We start from the raw sequence: 18,366 nt of genomic DNA, 5'->3' as shown, positions 1-18,366 counted from the left end.
AGGCTGACTTCAACGGAAATATAACGAAAAATACCTGTTAATATTAACTAACGGGTTCAATTCTTTGCCGTTTTCAAGGTGCTGAACGAACTGATTTGCAAAATAAGGCGCCAGTGTTACGCCTTTTGTGCCTAATCCGTTGAAAATACCAACTTTATGATACTCCGGATGAACCCCGACAAGCGGCCGGCGGTCTTTGACAGACGGACGGATGCCAGCGGTTTCCGACTCAACCCGGTACGGGATTTTAAGAAGCGATTGCAGTTTATCTTCCAGTTCGGCGGTTGCTGCGGCAGTCGGTTCCCAGTCCAGCGGGTCCCACGAATACGTTGCTCCTATCCTGGCTTTGAATTCCGTTACGGGCAAAATAAAAATTCCCTGATTGATAATTTCCGGCCCAAGCGCCTTTTCTGTCGTTATTTCAAGAATCTGGCCTTTTACAGGCGTAAACGGCAGCCAGTTGAAAAACGCATTTTCATGCGCCATAAATCCCTGACAAAAGATCACTTTCCCGAACGTCCTGTTTTTCCAAATTATATATTCTTCCTGAATGTTCAGATCAGCTGTTTGAAATCTTTCCTCGGTATACAGGTTTTTTTCTATAAAATAGTCCCGGCTGCTATCCAGCAAAACCGGAAGATCAATCCAGCCCGACTGAATTACTTCCAGCCCGCCGTAAGCCGCATCAACATACGCTCGTAAATCGTTGGTTTGCTGCGGTCCGACATACGGAAGAATGGTCGGATCGGCCGTTCTGGCCAGATAGGTATTTTGTTCTTCAATGGAACGAAAAGGCCGAAAAATGGAAGCAGAATGAAAAAACTTCGCTCCAAGCCTTTTTTCAAGATTGGTGTAAAATGCACTTGCATAGGGAAAAAGCGCATCTGCAAGCCAGGTCTTAACCAGCTTTTTACCCGTCAGCGGATTGAAAATCCCGGCTGCAACTTTGGATGATGACGGCAGATTCAAATCCCCGGCAATCTGTATTTTTTTTCCTGCATCCAGCAAATGCCAGGCCAATGAAGTTCCGGCAACTCCCTGCCCGATGATCAGGTAATCAAAATCCGGGTTATTTTTTGACATATTGAATCTTTATTCCGCACTGCGACGCAACGACAGCCCGATTTGTTCATCCGCAAGCCTTACAACCAGCTCCACCTGCTCATCGAGTGTCATCAGCGAATTATCAACGTAAATGGCATCTTCTGCTTGTTTCAAAGGACTTTCTGCGCGGTGTGTATCAATGTAATCCCGCATTTTCAGGTTTTCGGCAATTTCTGCAAGCCCGACGGTTTCTCCTTTTTCAAGCAGTTCCATCTGGCGCCGCTGCGCTCTGATCAACGGATCGGCGGTCATGAAAATTTTAAGTTCGGCCTGCGGAAACACAACCGTTCCGATATCCCGTCCGTCCATGACGATTCCTTTGGTTTTTCCCATCCGCTGCTGCTGCGCAACGAGCGCATGCCTTACTTCTGCAATTGCACTTACATCACTGACTTTTTCAGAAACATACATTTTGCGGATTTCATCCTCCACATTCAGGCCATTGAGATACGTATCATTACGGCCAAGCTCGGCATGTCTTTTAAACGAAATATGGATATTGTTCAGCGCCTGCTGTGTTTCCCTTGGATTGGTGAGGCTGATATGATTCTGCAGAAAGTAAAGTGTAACTGCCCTGTACATGGCACCGGTATCAATGTAAGGATAGTTTAATTGCCTGGCCACCAGCTTTGCAGTTGTGCTTTTGCCACAACTTGAATAGCCATCAATTGCAACGATTATTTTAGGCATACGTATAAAGCGTAGTTTTTAGCAAACGGCTAAAAAGATTTTCATTAAAAGCGAACTTTGCAAAAATAGAAGAAAGTACCGGCGGGAGAGGAATTTAATCGAAGTTTTTGATTTGCCGCCGGATTATTTTCGGAGTGTCCGGATTCCGGTTAGCTGTAAATACCTTATTTTAACAGACATGCATGCACCGTAAACGTGCATGCATGTCTGATTTCAGAATCATGTGCCGCTGGAATTGTCAAAGGACGGGATAATCTTCAATCAGGAATATCACCATGCTTCGGGCACCGTGCGCGCCAATAACCAAAGATTGTTCAATATCGGCTGTTTTGGAAGGGCCTGCTATAAAACAGCCCCAGCCGGTTGTATCACTCAGGCGTTCGTAGGCGTCGTGCATGTTGTTTACAATCGCATTTCTCGGAATCACAAATGCAAGGTTCTGCGTAATGAAAGGCAACGCACGATGCGGCAGATGTCTTTCCGAAATCCATACCGCGCCGTTTTCCGCCACGCCGAACTCTGCTTCCAGAATGGCTATTTCAATCAATTCCAGCTCATGCGGATCAGCAATGTTGAGACTGAAATCCGCCCAGCTGTTCAGGAAAGGGATTGTCGTTGCCCGGTTTGTAACGGAGGCATAAAGCTCATCAGCCTTGGCCTTTAATTCGTTAAGATCTTTAACAACAATTACTTCGGTGTAAATCGCAGAAAGTGTCTCCACAAACTTGCTTTCCGTACTTTCGAAATGACTGTCGAAACGAATTTTTTCGGGCAGAATGGTTTCTGAAGGCATATTCAGCTTGATCTGCTGCAACATTTTATCGCGTGAGTTCATTGTTTATGCTTTACGGTTACGTACATACCAGTCTCTGAAACTTTCTTTCGGCGGTTCCGGCATATCTCTTTGTTTAAACCAGGGATTAAGCCCGTTATTGACCACAAAAGGAATCGTGCGCATAACGGAGCGCCCCAGCCTTCCCGACCACTGGTAAAATCGCGGCTGCGACAATATTACGGACATAGCCTTTATTCCCAGCTCCTTGGATTGCGGAACATGCCCGCCTTTCACCAGAACCTGACGCCATTTATAAAGCTGATCGTGAATATCGATTTTAACCGGGCAAACATTGGAACAGCTTCCGCACAACGTACTGGCAAACGGCAGATCCGCATTTTTGGTCATGTCCAGATTGGGCGCCAGTATGGAACCGATCGGACCGGCAACGGCATTGTGATAGCTGTGCCCGCCGCTTCTGCGGTAAACCGGACAAGTGTTCATGCAGGCGCCGCAACGGATGCATTTCAGCGAATTCCGGAAATCCGGCCTTCCCAATTGCGTAGTTCTGCCGTTATCCACAATAATGATGTGCATTTCCTGACCTTCACGCGGCTTTTTAAAATGGCTGCTGTAAGTAGTCACCGGCTGCCCGGTTGCGCTGCGTGCAAGCAATCGGAGGAAAACACCGAGATGTTCCTGCTTCGGGATTATTTTTTCAAAACCCATGCTGGCAATATGAATGTCCGCAAGATGCGCGCCCATATCGGCATTTCCTTCATTGGTGGCCACTACGAAGCCGCCCGTTTCAGCAATGGCAAAATTAACGCCCGTCAGAGCCGCTCTCCGCGTCAGGAATTTGTCCCTTAAATGCTGCCTGGCCGCTTCGGTCAGATATTGCGGATCGGTTGCGCCGGCTTCGGTTCCGAGATGTTCATGGAAAAGATCGCCGATGTCCTTTTTCTTTAAATGAATTGCCGGAAGCACGATATGGCTTGGCGGCTCGTTGCGAAGCTGGACAATTCTTTCTCCCAGATCCGTATCAATGACTTCAATGCCGCTCTTGCTCAGAAATTCATTCATATGGCACTCTTCGGTAAGCATGGACTTGCTCTTCACCATCTTGCCGATGTTGTGCTGTCTCAATAGTCCGAGTACGATTTCGTTATGCTCTGCTGCATCCGTGGCCCAGTGAATATGAATGCCGTTTTCCTTTGCTTTTTGCTCAAAAGAAACCAGCAGCGTGTCCATATGCGACAGCACGTAGTTTTTTATCGTGGAAGCAGCTTCACGCAATTGCTCCCATTCCGGCAGCAATTTGGAAGATTTATCCCTTTTCTGACGTACAAACCATAATGTTTCATCGTGCCAGTCTACGTACGACTCATCCTTGTTAAAGGTCTCGGAAGCGGTGGCATGTTCAATAATTGTTCTGGACATGATTATAATCACAATTATTTAATTGTATTTTTTAAAGAATATAAATTGTACTTTTCACATTCGTTGCATTATTTAAAGTTTGCACTTTATTAAACAAACAACTTTTTCAAAGCACACAAAAAGGCTATTTTATTGGAATGCAATATGTTATACCTTTGGATCATAAAGTTTTCTGATCAGGGAATAACATCCCCATCAAAGCATAATTAAACTTTTTATAGATACTTTAAGAATTTACACTCCTATGAAAACCAAGAACATTCTATTTGCAGCAGCTCTTTCCGGCTTGCTTTTAACCGGTTCTGCTTTTACCTGCAATGCACAGCAAAACGATGTTACCTCAGAAAAAAGCGCAGTCACTTCCGAAAAGCTGAGCGTTCTGCAGATCAAGCCAATGCAATTCCGCGTTTCCTATTATAATCCGCAAACAAAATCTGTTCTGGTCCGTATTCTGGACACAAACAATAATGTCCTTTTCTCTGAAACCAAAGCCACTGAGAAAAACTATCTTAAGTACTTCGACCTTTCTACATTGGCAGACGGCACTTATACTTTTGAAGTTACAGACGGCAAAGACAAAGCTTCACAAGCTTTTGACATCCTGACAACAACCAGCCGTGTCATTTCTTCCATTAACTAAATCGAACTTCACTCAGATTACTCAAATCTGTAAACTTCGCAATGTACCGGCGTTCATATCATGGGCGCCGGTACTTTTTTTACGGCGCTGTTCAGGATTTCTGCAATGTGCATTACTTTGACATCCGAGTTTCTTCTTTTCAGGATTCCTTCCAGATGCAGCAGACAACTCATATCCGAGCCCGTAATGTATTGTGCATGATGGCGGATATGATCTGCAACGCGGTCTTTTCCCATTTTAACAGAAACCGCTTCTTCACTCACGCAGAACGTCCCGCCAAATCCGCAGCATTCATCCGCCCGGTCCAGCTCGGTCAGTTCCAACCCTTTTACTTTCTTCAGCAAGGAAACCGGTTTGGAAAAAGGCGCCGCATTCAGTTCCGACATCTGCGAAAGATGCAGCCCGCGTTGCCCGTGACAGCCCTGATGCAATCCGACGCGATACGGAAATTCGGCTTCAATGGAATCCACTTTCAATATATCGATAATAAACTCGACAAGTTCATAAACTCTTTTTCGGAGCATTTTAGATTCTGCGGGCTTTTCCTCCACTTTCAGATGTTCCTTGATATGCAGCACGCAGCTTCCCGAAGGCGAAACAATGTAGTCGCAATCAGCAAAAAGATCGTAAAACAGCTTGTCGCATGATTTGGTCAGATGCTCAAACCCGGAGTTGGCCATGGGCTGGCCGCAACAAGTCTGATTCAGGGGAAACGTAACCGTACAGCCCAGCTTTTCCAGCAATTCCAGCGTGGCAATCCCGACCTGCGGATAAAACTGATCTACGTAACAGGGAATAAACAATCCGATTTTCAAACTTGAGTAATTCATCTTAAGTTATAGCAAAAGTATAATGGAGATTGTCAGTTCTTACGATGTGCTTTTTTTATCACATTTCAATTTGCTAACCGCTAAAAGCCAATTGGCTGCTCACCAGAATTCGATTGTGGCAAGAATAGGGTAATGATCAGAAACGTTCGGGTAATTTCTTATGACCTTGTAGTTCTTGACCCGTACTTTGCTGTTCAGCAATGCAAAAATATAATCGAACCGGTCGCCCGGTAAACCTTCGTTCCAGGTTTCAAGCTGTGAACCCTGTGCCGCATCCTGCCAGTTTCGTCTGAAAGAAAAGTAAGGCTGCTCATTGGGTCGTGCGCCCATATCCATGCCCAGAAGCACCGGCTGTATGCTGTTCACCAGCATCTGGTTAATGTAAGCCGCCTGCAGAGCCCTGTCGAATACAGAAGCATATTCCAGCCGTGAGTTACAGAAACGCAGTGTTACATGCCGTGCCGGCTTGATCAGTCCGCATAACAGTACTTTTGTATCAGCGCCGGGTGTGTGCGGCAAATTAATAGTCTGTGTCTTTTCAAACGGCCACGTTGACAATATGCCGACTCCCTGCGAACCGTTGGCCGACTGATCTGCAGCGCCGTATGCATAATGCATGCCGGTCTGGACCGCAATCTGCCGGAGCTGAAACTGCACTTTGCCCTTATTCACCAGGCTGTCCACTGCCTGAAGCGCAATCAGGTCCGGGCGGTGATCCCTGATAATTTTCAGGATGTCCATGAGATTTGGTTCGTCTGCGGTGCTGAGGCCGTGACGAATGTTAAAACTCATTACTTTCAATTCGACGGCCCGCCGGGGCTGTGATGCAGATAACGTTAAGCAAATAATTATAACGAATATCAAATAGCGTGTTCTATTTAACATTAATAACGTTGATTCTCAATTATCTAACTATTATTCAGGGCAAATATCTGTTTCATTAAAATCCACTTTTCACCCGGTTTGGCAGAGGGTAAAGCCTGCTGGTATTTCCACATCAGCTGCTCCCATTCCTGCACTTTCGGGTTGGAAGCATCCATTTGTGCCTTCTTTTCAAAACTGAAATCATCTTCCGCTTCCATGATCATGAACAGCCGGTTTTCCAGCCGGAAAATATCCATTCGCGTGATGCCTGCGTCTTTGATGCTTTTCTCGATCTCCGGCCTGATCTGCTTGTGAAATGCTTCATATTCCGCGATCATGACCGGATCATCCACGAGATCCACAGCCAGACAGTATTTTTTCATACGTTGTTATATATCAAGATTGTAAAAGCCGACTGCATTTTTGCCCATTATTTTCTGAAACTCAGAATCAGAAAACATGCCGAGATAATCCGTCACAATTCCTTTCGCTCCTTCATATTCTGCGGCAACAAGACATACCGGCCAATCGGAACCGAACAGGAGCCGGTCTGTTCCGAATGCTTCGTAAACAACGTCCAGATAAGGCCGGAAATCTGCTTTTTCCCATTCTTTCCAGTTCGCCTCTGTCACCATTCCGGAAATTTTACAGCTGACATTCGGCAACTCGGCCAGCTTCCTGATGCCTGTTGCCCAAGGCTCCAGTTCGCCTACTTTGATCAGGGGCTTCGCCATATGATCGAGTACAAAATGCACGTTCGGCAGCTTTACGGCAAAATGGAACGCTTCTTCCAGCTGATGCTGATGAATCAGAATATCATACGTAAAATCAAAAGCAACAAGCTGACCCACACCTTTCATAAATGCCGGCTGCAGCATAAATCCTTCCGGCTCGGCCTGCACCACATGCCTGAAACCTTTCAGCTTTTCAAACTGTGAATACCTTTCCAGCCGGCTGTACAAATGATCGCCGCGAAGGTCAATCCAGCCGACAACGCCTTTTATAAAATCATTGGCTTCGGCCAGCTGAAGCAGAAATTCGGTTTCGGAATCGGATTGCGAAGCCTGTACCGCCACGCAGCCGTCAACGCCATTTGCATCCAGAACGGGGCCAAGATCTGCAGGCAGAAAATTCTGACGGATTGCCTGCATTTCCGGCGTAATCCAGGAATCTCTTTCTTTATCAAAAATCCAGAAATGCTGATGCGAATCAATGATCATAAACGTGGATTGAAATTTCGAAGAATCGGTTTATTTGCAATATTTAATTCTGCACCGGTTTCCAGGCAATGGCTTCCTGTTTTTGTTCACCGAGCTTTTCTATTCCGAGTTCCACTATGTCGCCCGGTTTCAGATAAACCTGCGGCTTCATGCCCAGCCCTACGCCGGCCGGTGTTCCTGTTGTAATGACATCGCCCGGCAGCAGCGTCATAAACTGGCTCAGGTAACTGATCAGGAAAGGCACCTGAAAAATCATGTCCGAAGTGTTGCTGTCCTGAATTTTCTTGCCGTTCAGGGAAAGCCATAAATCCAGACTGTTTGCATTTTCAATTTCATCCGAAGTAACAAGGTACGGCCCTAGCGGCGCAAATGTGTCGTTGCTTTTGCCTTTCACCCATTGCCCGCCGCGCTCCATCTGGAATGCACGCTCGGAATAATCATTATGCACGGCATATCCGGCCACATACTGCAATGCATCCGCTTCTTCGACGTAACTGGTTCTTTTACCGATAATGACGGCAAGTTCCACTTCCCAATCCGTTTTTTCTGAATTTCTCGGAATAATCACCTGATCGTTCGGTCCGCATAATGCAGAAGTGGATTTGAAGAAAACAATCGGTTCTTTCGGCAGTTCGGTTGCACCCGATTCGTATGCATGTTTGGCATAGTTCATGCCAATGCAAATAATTTTCGACGGACGTGCCACGCATGATCCGTACCGGAAACCCGCTTCAACTTGCGGACAAGTTCCGGAATTCTCAGCCAGCCAGTCACCAAGGCGTTTGATACCGTCTGTTGAAAAGAATTTTTCATTAAAATCTTCACCAAATGCGGATACATCCAGCTTTGTACCGTCGGCCAGTTCTACACCCGGTTTTTCCTGTTCAAAAGCACCAAATCGAAAAAGTCTCATGGGAAAAATGTTTTTGGCTTCCGGTTTTTATGCCTCGGCCATTGTATTGTTAATTGATTAAATTAAAAGTGTGTGGAAACAAATTTGTTTCTAGTTATTCAGCTTTTCAAAACCGCCGTCGATCAGATAATCGCATCCGGTTACAAACCCGGCTTCGTCCGAGCATAAGTACAACGCAAGCGCACCGATTTCCTCCGGCTTCGCCATGCGGCCGATCGGTTGTGTTTTGGACAGTTTTTCAAACATTTCCTCTTCCTTTCCAGGATACGTTTTTGAAATAAACCCGTCCACAAAAGGCGTATGCACGCGTGCCGGAGAAATGCTGTTGCAGCGGATGTTATCGGCCAAGTAATCCTTTGCAACGGATAAAGTCATGGAATAAACAGCTCCTTTGGCGGTAGAATAGGCAAAACGGTCCGGAATTCCGACGGTCGCCGCAATGGACGCCATGTTCAGGATCACGCCGCCGCCGTTGCTTTTCAAATGCGGAATGGTGGCAAGCAGACAGTTATAAACGCCTTTGACATTCACATTCATTACTCTGTCGAAATCAATTTCGGTTGTCGTATCCGCTTTTCCGATGTGCGCAATGCCGGCATTATTTACCAGAATATCGATTTTATGATTGGCAGCAATGGCATTTACAACATTCACAACATCGGCCTGCTTCGAAATATCCACGGCATGCGCCTCGGCCTGGCCGCCATCGGCTACAAGCTGGCTTACAACCTGATTGGCAAGTTCGATGTTCAGTTCCAGAATATGGACGAATGCGCCCTGCTTTACAAAAGTCTGTGAAATGGCAAGCCCTATGCCGCTTGCGCCTCCGGTTATAAGTGCTGTTTTACCGCTTAAATCAAACATGTATCTTGTAATATAAAATGCCCGCTGACATGCAGGGCACAATGAATTTATTTAAAACGCTTTATATATCGTAAAAGGAAAAGGTTTCTCCGGATCGTCTATACTCTGCCAGATCCGTTTCAGCAGCCTTTTTCCTGACTTTTTATTTTGAATCTACAGCGAAACGCCGCGCTTCCACGGAATGAAATCGTCCTGCCCGAGCTGCTGTGCTTTGGTGAGTTCGCCGCTGGCCACTTTGATAACGTATTCCAGCAATGCTTCTGCATTCTGTTCAATGGTCTGTGTTCCGTCCACAACCGGGCCGCAGTCAAAATCGATTACGTCAGGCATTCTTTCGGCCAGTTTCGTGTTCGTAGCCACTTTGGCAACTGGACAAATCGGATTTCCGGTCGGGGTTCCGAGGCCGGTTGTGAAAAGAATGATGTTTGCGCCTGCGGCCGTCTGGCCCGTTGTTGCTTCCACGTCGTTTCCGGGCGTACACACCAGCTGCAAACCGGATTCGGTCGCTCTTTCCGTATAGTTCAGAACATCCGTAATGTAAGCGTTTCCGCCTTTTTTCGCCGCACCCGCCGATTTGATCGCATCCGTAATCAGGCCGTCCTTGATATTTCCCGGAGAAGGATTGAATGCAAATGCAGAACCGACTGCTTCCGCTTTGCCGGCATAATCGCGCATCAGTTTTTCAAATTTGGCCGCTTTTTCCTCCGTCACGCAACGGTTCAGCAGTTCCTGCTCCACGCCGTTCAGTTCAGGGAATTCGGCCAGAAGCGTTTGTCCGCCCAGACCCGTAACAATATCCGAAAGGTGCCCGAGAACCGGATTGGCCGAAATGCCTGAAAATCCGTCCGAACCGCCGCACTTAAGTCCTACGGACAGTTTGGACAAAGGCGCATCCGACCTTTCAAATTCGTTGATTTTGGCAACGCCCATAAATGTTTCCTTGATCGCACCCGACATCAGCGAATACTCGGTTCCTTTCTGGTGTTCAAATGCATAGAACGGTTTGTTGAAATGCGGATCTCTTTTCCGGATCTCGTCTTCCAACGTCTGCAGTTCGGAATTCTGGCAACCCAGGCTCAAAACCGTTATTCCGGCAACGTTGGGATGAACGGCATAAGCCGCAAAAAGCGCGCATAACGTATTGGCATCCGTTCTTGTACCGCCGCAGCCGCCTTCGTGCGTGAGAAATTTGATGCCGTCTACATTTTCAAAAGGACGCTTCGGCTTCTCATACCCAACAGGCGGCCGTTCCGTAAATGCTTCCATGCTTTTGATTTTCCGGATATCGCCAGACTGGTAAAAATGCAGGAATTCCCGTACGTGTTCCCTGTAAATATCCGTCTGCGCATAACCAAGTTCACGTTCAAACGCATCTTTCATAATCAGCACGTTCCGGTTTTCACAAAACACAAGCGGAAGCACAAGCCAGTAATTATAGGTTCCCACGCGGCCGTCTTCGCGGTGATATCCCCGGAAAGTCCGGTTCTGCCATTTGCTGATGTCGGGCGCAGTATAAAAATAAGGCTGTCTGTTGGCTGTGCTGTAATCGTGTGCGTCGTGCTTTAGATTGAAAGTTGTAATAGGTTCGCCTTTTTTAATTGGCTGCGTAGCCCTTCCGACGAGAACGCCGTACATAATGACCGCTCCGCCGGTTTCAATGTCTTCGGTTACAAACTTGTGCTTCGCCGAAACGCCATATTGTAAATGGTAAGGATCGTTTCCCCAAATGGCATCGGTACCCGCCGGCAAATCGCGCAGCGCCACAATCACATTATCGGAAGGATGTATTTTCAAGAGTTGAGACGCCATAGTCTGCAGGAATATATTTAGATCACAAAAGAATTTCGCCGGTATAATTTACAGGCAAATGAACAGAAATATTTCAATACATTGGTTTGTAATACTGGCAAATTTTTCAACTATATTGGCATATATTTCATGTTTATGAATCAATTGTGTAATTATTTGTGAAACCGCTGCTACTCAAGGTTCCAAAAGGATTGCAGAAATCGTTCAGTATACGGCAGGATGTTGTCCTTTATTTTTATGACCGCTGGCATTATCATCCTGAATTAGAGCTTATTCATATTGAACAAGGCTCCGGTACGCAGTTTGTTGGCGACAATATCCGGAACTTCCGCAGCGGCGACCTGCTGCTGATCGGCCCGAACCTGCCGCATTACTGGCGCTGTGACGAAAAATATTTCCAGCGGGAAAGTCAGTTGTACGCGCAGGCAACGGTTGTGCACTTTTCGGAAGAGATTTTCGGCAAGTCGTTTCTGGCTCTTCCTGAAAACAAGGCAATCCATGAACTCCTGACAAATTCCAGACGCGGATTAAAAATAAGCGGCGGCGGAACACAGGAAGTAAAAGCGCTATTGAAAGATCTGCTGAATCAGAAAAGCGGCAATACGGTGATATCATTACTGAGAATTCTGGAAAGCCTTGCGCAATGTGCTGGCGTGGAAATGCTTTCCGAATTGCCGTTTCAGGAAGAATTTGACCCCTATGATACCGACCGCATCAATCATATTTATCAGTATTCCATTCGTAATTTCCAGAAAAAAATTTCCATTGAAGAAATTTCCGAAGTAGCCAGCATCAGCCCGAATTCTTTCTGCAGATATTTCAAGAGCCGCAGCAGAAAAACCTATTCGCAGTTCCTGCTCGAACTCCGTATCGGACATGCCTGCAAGCTGTTGGCAGAAACCAATTTGTCCGTTGCACAGGTTTGCTACGAAAGCGGATTCAACAATTTTGCCAATTTCAACAAGTACTTTAAAATCTACACCGGCAAAAGTCCTTTGCTATATCAGAAGGAATTCCGTAAAATGCCGGTCAGTACCAACCGGCCGTCCAGCCTAAATCCAGTCCCATGAAAGCTAATCTGGTCAATATTTTTGAAAAAAGCATTTACGAAGCAGAAATCCATGTGAAAAACGGCCGGATCAGCAGAATAGAAATTCTTGGACCCGAGGATGCTGCTTTACCTTATATGTTACCCGGTTTCACGGATGCCCACGTACATATAGAGAGTTCCATGCTTACGCCTGCACAGTTTGCCCGGCTGGCTGTTGCTCATGGTACCGTAGCCATCGTTTCCGATCCGCATGAAATCGGCAATGTACTGGGCGTTCCCGGCGTGGAGTTTATGGTGGAAGACGGAAAAAGAACTCCTTTCAAGTTTTGCTTCGGTGCGCCGTCCTGCGTGCCGGCCACGGTTTTTGAAACTGCAGGTGCGGAGATTTCCGCAGAAGAAGTCGGGGCACTGCTTGCGCAGGATGAAATCGGGTATCTGGCTGAAGTGATGAACTTTCCCGGCGTGCTGAACGAAGATCCGGATATGATGGCCAAAATAAACTGGGCGAAGCATTACAACAAAGTCATTGACGGACATGCGCCGGGCCTGCGCGGGGAAGCTGCCAGAAAATATGCGATGAACGGCATTTCAACGGACCACGAATGTTTCACATATGAAGAAGCATATGAAAAAACAGGTTACGGCGTCAAAATCCTGATCCGCGAAGGAAGTGCCGCCAGAAACTTTGATGCACTGATCCCTCTGATTGACGAATTCCCGGAAATGATCATGTTCTGCTCGGATGACAAGCATCCGGATAATCTCGTAGAAGGACATATCAATTTACTTGTAAAACGTGCGCTCGCACTTGGTTACAATATTTGGAACATTCTGCTGGCTGCCTGCGTAAACCCGGTTCTGCATTACACGCTTCCGGTCGGATTGCTGCGGACTGATGATCCGGCGGATTTCATTGTTGTTGATAACCTTCGTGATTTTACGATACTGCAAACGTGGATAAACGGACAGGTTGTTGCCGAAAATGGCACTTCTCTCCTTCCCGACCTGCGAAGCAAGCATCCGAACAAATTCAATTGCGCACTCAAATTTCCGCAGGATTTCCAGTGTACAGTAGAAAACTTGAATGCTAATATCAGAGTTATTGAAGCGCTGGAAGGCCAACTGATTACCAATCAGCTTGCAAGAAGTGCCAAACATGACGGGAAATTCCTGCTTGCCGACCCGGACTCCGACATTCTGAAAATTACGGTGATCAACCGTTATGAAAATGCTGCTCCGGCCGTTGCTTTCATCAAAAACTTTGGGTTGAAATCCGGAGCCATTGCTTCGTCCGTCGGCCATGATTCGCATAACATCATTGCCGTAGGCTGCGATGATGAAAGCATATGCCAGGCCGTGAATTTGATAATTGAAGCAAAAGGCGGCGTTTCGGCTGTCGGGAAAGGAGAAAAACACTTGCTGTCGCTGCCCGTAGCCGGACTGATGAGCGACCTTGACGGCTATGAAGTCGCAAAATCCTATACGGCGATCGATCTTTTTGTGAAGGAAGAACTCGAGTCCACACTGCAGTCGCCGTTCATGACTTTATCTTTTATGGCATTGCTCGTGATTCCGGATCTGAAATTAAGCGATAAGGGATTATTTGACGGAAAAGGTTTTGATTTTGTACCTTTAAATATATAATAAGTTACATTTTATTAAAATTGCATCATTAAACTTTGAAATATAATTTTATGATGAAAATATTTTTTTAATATGTTTTTTTATAAATATATTTACAAGTGTTATTATGACCCTTATTCATAATCATTCCTAACCTTAATCAATTCCTATCCAAAAAAATGGCTCACCTACGCTACAAGCAAGAAGAAGAACTGTACTTCTGGGATCAGTTCAGAAAGGGCGATGAAAATGCTTATGCATGTCTTTACCGTTCTTATGTTCACATTCTTTACCAGTATTGTTCCCAGTTTACAATTGACAAACCGTTGATTAAAGATTGCATTCACGACTTGTTTGTGGAATTGTGGAGAAACCGGATGACACTCGGCGACACTACTTCGGTGCGGTTTTACCTGATGGCTTCCATCAAAAGGAAACTGGTAAGACACCTGAACGCGCAGCAAAAGCACACAAGCAATGAAGATATTCCGGTTGAATACTGGCATATCAACACGCCTTCGCATGAAAATCACCTGATTTCGGAAGAGGAATTCGAATCTACAAACCAGCACCTGAATGTAGCCATCAACGGACTGCCGCGCCGGCAGCGGGAAGCAATCTTTCTCAAATTTTACATGAACCTTAACAATCATGAAATTGCCGATCTGATGAAGATAAATATACAATCTGTTTATAATCTTGTTTTTGGAGCTTTGGGAAACCTGAAAAAACAAATGACACTGGAAAGACTTACTTTCTGAATTATTTTTCAAAATCATTATAGCAAAAGCGTGGCTAACCAAGCCACGCTTTTTTTGTTTATTTACCGGATAAAACAGAACCTGAATGACTCCGATGAACATACCGCTCGCCGAACGCCTTCGCCCGAAAACGCTGGACGATTTTGTCGGGCAGGAAAAACTGCTTGGCCCGAACGGCCCTTTGCGCAGAGCGATATTGCAGAATACGATTCCGTCCATGATTTTCTGGGGACCGCCGGGCGTCGGCAAAACGACATTGGCATTATTGATTGCAGAAACGACGAAAAGACAGTTTTACAACCTCAGCGCAATCAGTTCGGGCGTTAAAGACCTGCGCGAAGTCCTGGCGAGGCCGTCGGGGCTGTTTCCGGCCATATTGTTTATTGATGAAATTCACCGGTATAATAAAAGTCAGCAGGATGCATTGCTGGGTGCAGTGGAAAAAGGCCAGGTTACACTGATCGGTGCCACAACGGAGAATCCGTCGTTTGAAATCAATTCTGCATTGCTTTCCCGCTGTCAGGTTTATATTCTGGAGGCATTTGGCGAAAAGGAACTTAAAGATCTGGTTGCAAGGGCGCTGGAAAAAGATCCCTGGCTGAAAGAAAAAAACATCCGTTTTGCTTCGTACGATGCATTGCTGAGACTTTCCGGCGGCGACGGACGCAAATTGCTGAACTTGCTTGAACTTGTCGTGCTTGGCAAAGGTGAAGAACAGAAAATCGAAATTACAGATGAATGGGTAACGGAGGTTGCCCAGCAGCATATTGCCCGTTATGATAAATCCGGAGAACAGCATTACGATATTATTTCAGCATTCATTAAATCGCTGCGGGGAAGTGACCCGAACGGCGCCGTTTACTGGCTTGCGCGTATGATCGTTGCCGGCGAAGATCCGGCTTTCATAGCCCGCCGAATGCTGATCATGGCATCGGAAGATATCGGAAATGCCAACCCGACGGCGATGATCATGGCAAATGCGTGCATGCAGGCGGTAAATGTGATCGGCTATCCGGAATCGAGGATTATTCTGTCGCAAGTTGCTGTATATCTGGCTACTTCCCCGAAAAGCAATGCGAGTTATCTTGCCATTAACGATGCCATGGAAACAGCCAAAAATACGGCGCATTTGCCAGTTCCGATGCATTTGAGAAATGCACCTACAAAGCTGATGAAACAGATCGGCTACGGAAAGGAGTACAAATATTCACATGATTTTGAAGGCAATTTTACTAAACAGCATTTTTTGCCGGATGAAATAAAGGGAAGCAAGTTTTTTGACCCGGGCAAAAATGCACGTGAAGAGGAAATCCGCAAAAAGCTGCAGAACTGGTGGGGAGATTGGTACAATTACTGATTTCTGGCTTCTTTAAGCTTCTTTTCAAATGCCGCGAATGACAGATCAGGCTTTTTCGGAGTTGCTTTTGAAGTACTCCATTTTGCATTCAGGTTTTCTGCCAGCTTGTTCAGATTCTTTACCGTTTCCTTTTTCCTGAGCATATCGGAAAGCAGCTCGTCATTTCTGCCCGATTCCGGCGTAAGCCCGAAATTCTTGTAATCTTCCAGAGGGGAATGTGTATTTTCCATTGTACGGAAACAAAAGAAGGTAATAGTAAGAACACAGAGTATATACACAAAGATGCATGCAAAGGATTACTTTTCCAGAAAAAAAATCACAGAAGAAAAACTTTTATCGAGGGAATTATAAAATTCGTACATTCCACAGGTTGTTGCCACACGCAGATTTGCCTTTTACCCATTGTACAAACTGCTGAAAACCGGACTGAAGTGTCAAAATGACGATTGCTTTGATGCTGATACGCAACGCTTTATTAAAATCCACAAAGACAGAAATAGAGGAGGAAAACGATCTTTCAGAAGAAATGATACTATTTAATAAAGCAATAAGCCAAATTTGCCTGAAAAGGCCATTTTTCTACTCTAAAAAATGTCATTTCTTAAATAAAAAGCAATGTTTTAAATAAAGAAATGGTTAAATTTGATGTTGAAAACCAGTCAAATGGCTTTCAATAACGTTGAGTAAAATCAGACATCCCGGATACTTTGTTTCTGGGATGTTTTTCATTTACACGAGTTATAAAATTCAAACTTGTTCCGATGAAGAACAGAACAGACTCTTGACGGTGCGAAAGCAAAAAAAAGCCCTATCCGTTTGCAGCATTTCCGGATAAGGCTTCTTGTATATTTATGTATATTTTTTTAATGAAATTCCATCTTTCTTAATCTCGAAGCATTGCGTTTCAAAAACAAACGATCACTGACAGAGTAATTGTTCTGAGAACCGTTATGTGATTTTTTCAGCTCGGAAATGAGCCAGATCGCACAAAAAGCAGTAGCAAGTAAAACGGCTACAAACAAGTATGGTGTAATAAAGTAGATATTTTGAAGGAGCTGTGTCATAAGTCTGTTGATTAGTCAGGCAAAACTGTTTTATAACCTGCATTATCAAACAATCGTGCCAGATTTTATCCGCTTTTTACTTGCAGCTTCTAAATACAATCCTGATTAACAAATTGAATTATAAAGGTTTATCTGACTACACGAACCTGGTGAATTCTGTGGAATATAAGCATTAATATGTGGACATCTGATGAATCCCGCACCCTCTTTGATGACTTATACCGACATCCAATGGTACTTTTTGATGCTAAAAAGTACCATTGATTACTTTCAGATCGCATCCTACAACAGAATTATTGACATACCCCACACTGATGCCTGCAACTTTCGTTGATTTTTTTGGTGGCAGCGGTGTTTTGATGGTTACAATTTTTGAAGTAAGCACCGACTGGGTTCCTGAAAGATATTTGAACTCGATTTCAAGGTTTTTTACCGTTGCCGCCGTTGCATTGTTGATTGTCAGGCTATGTATGGCAATCCCGCCGACCGTATGCCATTCATTTTCCATGATTTTGATATTGTTCAGTAACTTTTCCTTATTGCTGCCAACCAGTGCGGAAATGGAGTCAGCCTGAGTAACAACCTCTGTTCTGGACTTTACAACCGGTTTCTTTTTGAGGAAGTCAAATTGCTTGTAGTAATAAAGGATGTAAATAAAAGCGCAGACGGGGACAATCGCGCTAAGCCATTTAACAGTTGTAATCAAAGTCTTTCTGAACCTGGCTTTACTGCCTCTTTTCCTTGACATAAATAATGATGCGTTAACGATGAATACGTTGAATTACAAATCTGCTTTGGCCGGAATTTTCCTGCGGCCAATCAGGATTGAAATGTTTTCTGCAAATATACAGAACACCGTTTCATATTTCATTTCGAAATAAGTTAATAAAGTAGGTTAACTTATTCTTAATCCTGTAAAATAATGCAGGAAGTAACGGATAGCAAAAGCTACCGGAGTTATCCTTCGGCGGCTTTGCAGACAAATTGCCCGTGGCTTTGTCATTACTGCTTTGTAATCCTACAAGATTCAGCTGTTGTGTTCCATCGTTCCGATGCTTTGTCTTAACCTCCTTAACCAAGTGACAATTTCTTTTCAGCATCAACGCCGTGTGTGACAGTTCCGCAATGACGGCAACGAGCAATTCACATCTTAATTGAATGCAGCTTCCGGAACCATCCCACGCAATTGCAGCTTGCGGCAGGAACAGATTTTCCGAAAGCAACGGATTTTGTTCCCGTTTTCAAATCCGGAACTGCTCTGCTTGCACGGCCTTATGGACAATGCCAAGCACAGAAGTGGAGACAGTATCAGATTGTTATGTTTTAGCAGTTTACCGCAGGATAAAACGATCCTTTTAATT

The 18,366-nt window shown here is 45.1% G+C and carries 19 protein-coding genes; 5 read left to right on the top strand and 14 right to left on the bottom strand.

Features of this window, described 5'->3' with window-relative positions:
- Positions 1–9: 9 nt before the first annotated feature.
- The 4 genes from FEM55_RS10790 to FEM55_RS10775 all read right to left on the bottom strand — a co-directional run bounded on the left by FEM55_RS10790 (position 10) and on the right by FEM55_RS10775 (position 4,009).
- The gene (locus FEM55_RS10790; RefSeq protein WP_138281330.1) at positions 10–1,083 is read right to left on the bottom strand and encodes an NAD(P)/FAD-dependent oxidoreductase; all 1,074 of its coding nucleotides are present in this window, start codon (positions 1,081–1,083) and stop codon (positions 10–12) included.
- 9 nt (positions 1,084–1,092) lie between these two features.
- Positions 1,093–1,794 carry a (d)CMP kinase gene (gene cmk / locus FEM55_RS10785; protein WP_138281329.1) on the bottom strand — a complete coding sequence of 234 codons (702 nt, stop codon included), beginning with the start codon at positions 1,792–1,794 and terminating at the stop codon, positions 1,093–1,095.
- 238 nt (positions 1,795–2,032) lie between these two features.
- Positions 2,033–2,629 (bottom strand): LutC/YkgG family protein, encoded by a 597-nt coding sequence (locus tag FEM55_RS10780; RefSeq protein WP_138281328.1) that lies wholly within the window; start codon positions 2,627–2,629, stop codon positions 2,033–2,035.
- A 3-nt stretch (positions 2,630–2,632) separates the two neighbouring features.
- Positions 2,633–4,009 (bottom strand): lactate utilization protein B, encoded by a 1,377-nt coding sequence (locus tag FEM55_RS10775; protein ID WP_138281327.1) that lies wholly within the window; start codon positions 4,007–4,009, stop codon positions 2,633–2,635.
- 244 nt (positions 4,010–4,253) lie between these two features.
- Between FEM55_RS10775 and FEM55_RS10770 the strand changes: the two genes are divergently transcribed.
- The gene (locus tag FEM55_RS10770; RefSeq protein ID WP_138281326.1) at positions 4,254–4,649 is read left to right on the top strand and encodes a T9SS type A sorting domain-containing protein; all 396 of its coding nucleotides are present in this window, start codon (positions 4,254–4,256) and stop codon (positions 4,647–4,649) included.
- A gap of 53 nt (positions 4,650–4,702) precedes the next feature.
- Here FEM55_RS10770 and FEM55_RS10765 read toward each other — a convergent pair whose 3' ends face one another.
- The 7 genes from FEM55_RS10765 to FEM55_RS10735 all read right to left on the bottom strand — a co-directional run bounded on the left by FEM55_RS10765 (position 4,703) and on the right by FEM55_RS10735 (position 11,149).
- The gene (locus tag FEM55_RS10765) at positions 4,703–5,479 is read right to left on the bottom strand and encodes a (Fe-S)-binding protein (RefSeq protein WP_138281325.1); all 777 of its coding nucleotides are present in this window, start codon (positions 5,477–5,479) and stop codon (positions 4,703–4,705) included.
- 99 nt (positions 5,480–5,578) lie between these two features.
- Positions 5,579–6,271, bottom strand: coding sequence for an endonuclease/exonuclease/phosphatase family protein (locus FEM55_RS10760; RefSeq protein WP_138281324.1), 693 nt, complete (start codon positions 6,269–6,271; stop codon positions 5,579–5,581).
- Positions 6,272–6,387: 116 nt separating this feature from the next.
- Entirely contained in the window at positions 6,388–6,726 is a 339-nt protein-coding gene (locus tag FEM55_RS10755) for an L-rhamnose mutarotase (protein ID WP_138281323.1), read from the bottom strand.
- A 6-nt stretch (positions 6,727–6,732) separates the two neighbouring features.
- On the bottom strand, positions 6,733–7,563 hold the full coding sequence (locus FEM55_RS10750) for an amidohydrolase family protein (protein ID WP_138281322.1): 831 nt from the start codon (positions 7,561–7,563) through the stop codon (positions 6,733–6,735).
- A gap of 43 nt (positions 7,564–7,606) precedes the next feature.
- A complete protein-coding gene (locus FEM55_RS10745; protein ID WP_138281321.1) occupies positions 7,607–8,476 on the bottom strand; it encodes a fumarylacetoacetate hydrolase family protein in 870 nt (289 codons plus the stop codon).
- A gap of 90 nt (positions 8,477–8,566) precedes the next feature.
- A complete protein-coding gene (locus tag FEM55_RS10740) occupies positions 8,567–9,340 on the bottom strand; it encodes an SDR family NAD(P)-dependent oxidoreductase (protein ID WP_138281320.1) in 774 nt (257 codons plus the stop codon).
- 153 nt (positions 9,341–9,493) lie between these two features.
- A complete protein-coding gene (locus FEM55_RS10735) occupies positions 9,494–11,149 on the bottom strand; it encodes a UxaA family hydrolase (RefSeq protein ID WP_138281319.1) in 1,656 nt (551 codons plus the stop codon).
- Positions 11,150–11,307: 158 nt separating this feature from the next.
- Between FEM55_RS10735 and FEM55_RS10730 the strand changes: the two genes are divergently transcribed.
- From FEM55_RS10730 to FEM55_RS10715, 4 genes are all read left to right on the top strand, one after another.
- Entirely contained in the window at positions 11,308–12,219 is a 912-nt protein-coding gene (locus FEM55_RS10730) for an AraC family transcriptional regulator (RefSeq protein ID WP_138281318.1), read from the top strand.
- Positions 12,216–13,844 (top strand): adenine deaminase, encoded by a 1,629-nt coding sequence (ade, locus tag FEM55_RS10725; protein ID WP_138281317.1) that lies wholly within the window; start codon positions 12,216–12,218, stop codon positions 13,842–13,844. The genes FEM55_RS10730 and ade overlap by 4 nt, the downstream gene beginning before the upstream one ends.
- A 158-nt stretch (positions 13,845–14,002) precedes the next feature.
- The gene (locus FEM55_RS10720) at positions 14,003–14,584 is read left to right on the top strand and encodes an RNA polymerase sigma factor (protein ID WP_138281316.1); all 582 of its coding nucleotides are present in this window, start codon (positions 14,003–14,005) and stop codon (positions 14,582–14,584) included.
- Positions 14,585–14,669: 85 nt separating this feature from the next.
- Positions 14,670–15,941: a replication-associated recombination protein A gene (locus FEM55_RS10715; RefSeq protein WP_138281315.1), complete on the top strand. Its 1,272-nt coding sequence runs from the start codon at positions 14,670–14,672 to the stop codon at positions 15,939–15,941.
- On the opposite strand, the gene FEM55_RS10710 is transcribed toward FEM55_RS10715, so the two are convergent.
- The 3 genes from FEM55_RS10710 to FEM55_RS10700 all read right to left on the bottom strand — a co-directional run bounded on the left by FEM55_RS10710 (position 15,935) and on the right by FEM55_RS10700 (position 17,753).
- Positions 15,935–16,171 (bottom strand): hypothetical protein, encoded by a 237-nt coding sequence (locus FEM55_RS10710; protein ID WP_138281314.1) that lies wholly within the window; start codon positions 16,169–16,171, stop codon positions 15,935–15,937. The genes FEM55_RS10715 and FEM55_RS10710 overlap by 7 nt on opposite strands.
- A gap of 633 nt (positions 16,172–16,804) precedes the next feature.
- On the bottom strand, positions 16,805–17,005 hold the full coding sequence (locus FEM55_RS10705) for a hypothetical protein (RefSeq protein ID WP_138281313.1): 201 nt from the start codon (positions 17,003–17,005) through the stop codon (positions 16,805–16,807).
- A gap of 247 nt (positions 17,006–17,252) precedes the next feature.
- Positions 17,253–17,753, bottom strand: coding sequence for a hypothetical protein (locus FEM55_RS10700; protein WP_138281312.1), 501 nt, complete (start codon positions 17,751–17,753; stop codon positions 17,253–17,255).
- Between the last annotated feature and the right edge of the window lie 613 nt (positions 17,754–18,366).

Source organism: Dyadobacter sediminis, assembly GCF_005860765.1.
In the GTDB taxonomy this organism is placed as follows: Bacteria; Bacteroidota; Bacteroidia; order Cytophagales; family Spirosomataceae; genus Dyadobacter; species Dyadobacter sediminis.
This window is presented reverse-complemented; position numbering and strand designations above follow the sequence as displayed.

Coding starts and splice junctions, on each gene's coding strand:
- FEM55_RS10790 (WP_138281330.1), bottom strand. CDS start 1,083: ATGTCAAAAAATAACCCGGATTTTGATTACCTGATCATCGGGCAGGGA.
- cmk (WP_138281329.1), bottom strand. CDS start 1,794: ATGCCTAAAATAATCGTTGCAATTGATGGCTATTCAAGTTGTGGCAAA.
- FEM55_RS10780 (WP_138281328.1), bottom strand. CDS start 2,629: ATGAACTCACGCGATAAAATGTTGCAGCAGATCAAGCTGAATATGCCT.
- FEM55_RS10775 (WP_138281327.1), bottom strand. CDS start 4,009: ATGTCCAGAACAATTATTGAACATGCCACCGCTTCCGAGACCTTTAAC.
- FEM55_RS10770 (WP_138281326.1), top strand. CDS start 4,254: ATGAAAACCAAGAACATTCTATTTGCAGCAGCTCTTTCCGGCTTGCTT.
- FEM55_RS10765 (WP_138281325.1), bottom strand. CDS start 5,479: ATGAATTACTCAAGTTTGAAAATCGGATTGTTTATTCCCTGTTACGTA.
- FEM55_RS10760 (WP_138281324.1), bottom strand. CDS start 6,271: ATGAGTTTTAACATTCGTCACGGCCTCAGCACCGCAGACGAACCAAAT.
- FEM55_RS10755 (WP_138281323.1), bottom strand. CDS start 6,726: ATGAAAAAATACTGTCTGGCTGTGGATCTCGTGGATGATCCGGTCATG.
- FEM55_RS10750 (WP_138281322.1), bottom strand. CDS start 7,563: ATGATCATTGATTCGCATCAGCATTTCTGGATTTTTGATAAAGAAAGA.
- FEM55_RS10745 (WP_138281321.1), bottom strand. CDS start 8,476: ATGAGACTTTTTCGATTTGGTGCTTTTGAACAGGAAAAACCGGGTGTA.
- FEM55_RS10740 (WP_138281320.1), bottom strand. CDS start 9,340: ATGTTTGATTTAAGCGGTAAAACAGCACTTATAACCGGAGGCGCAAGC.
- FEM55_RS10735 (WP_138281319.1), bottom strand. CDS start 11,149: ATGGCGTCTCAACTCTTGAAAATACATCCTTCCGATAATGTGATTGTG.
- ade (WP_138281317.1), top strand. CDS start 12,216: ATGAAAGCTAATCTGGTCAATATTTTTGAAAAAAGCATTTACGAAGCA.
- FEM55_RS10720 (WP_138281316.1), top strand. CDS start 14,003: ATGGCTCACCTACGCTACAAGCAAGAAGAAGAACTGTACTTCTGGGAT.
- FEM55_RS10715 (WP_138281315.1), top strand. CDS start 14,670: ATGACTCCGATGAACATACCGCTCGCCGAACGCCTTCGCCCGAAAACG.
- FEM55_RS10710 (WP_138281314.1), bottom strand. CDS start 16,171: ATGGAAAATACACATTCCCCTCTGGAAGATTACAAGAATTTCGGGCTT.
- FEM55_RS10705 (WP_138281313.1), bottom strand. CDS start 17,005: ATGACACAGCTCCTTCAAAATATCTACTTTATTACACCATACTTGTTT.
- FEM55_RS10700 (WP_138281312.1), bottom strand. CDS start 17,753: ATGTCAAGGAAAAGAGGCAGTAAAGCCAGGTTCAGAAAGACTTTGATT.